Source organism: Mesorhizobium sp. M8A.F.Ca.ET.208.01.1.1 (assembly GCF_004791315.1).
Taxonomy (GTDB): Bacteria; Pseudomonadota; Alphaproteobacteria; order Rhizobiales; family Rhizobiaceae; genus Mesorhizobium.
The window spans coordinates 1-392 of the sequence record NZ_SRUT01000081.1; the positions used below are offsets into that span (position 1 = coordinate 1).

Below are 392 nucleotides of genomic sequence, written 5' to 3' on the forward strand. Positions count from 1 at the left end.
GTCAGTCCGCTGGGCGCGGTCCCCATCGCCAGGCTGATCGCAGACGTCGCGCTTGGGCCGTCTGCGCCGAAGGACGGCGTCCAGGTGCCGTGAACGTCGGTATTGTTGACGTTCGGCATGATTGCGTCCTGGATGTTGCTGATCGTCGGCGTGTCGTCATTCACATTGATTGCCAGCGACCCGGTGGCAGTGTCGCCGTCGCCATCGGTGGTGACATAGTTGACCGTGAAGGAGACGTTGTTCTCGTTCAGCCCCGCGGGATGGTCGATCGCGTGCAACTGCGTGACGGTGTAGTTGCCCGAGCTTGTATCGGCGAGTTGGATCAACAACACTGCGGTGGCGCCCTGGCTGATGGTCAGAGTCTGCCCGCCGTTGCTCACGGCTGCAGTGAA

The 392-nt window shown here is 62.2% G+C and carries 1 protein-coding gene; it reads right to left on the reverse strand.

The window, feature by feature from the left end:
* Window positions 1-392, reverse strand: a 392-nt coding sequence (locus EN851_RS36610; RefSeq protein WP_210234953.1) for a hypothetical protein, incomplete at both ends; no start/stop codon positions are given.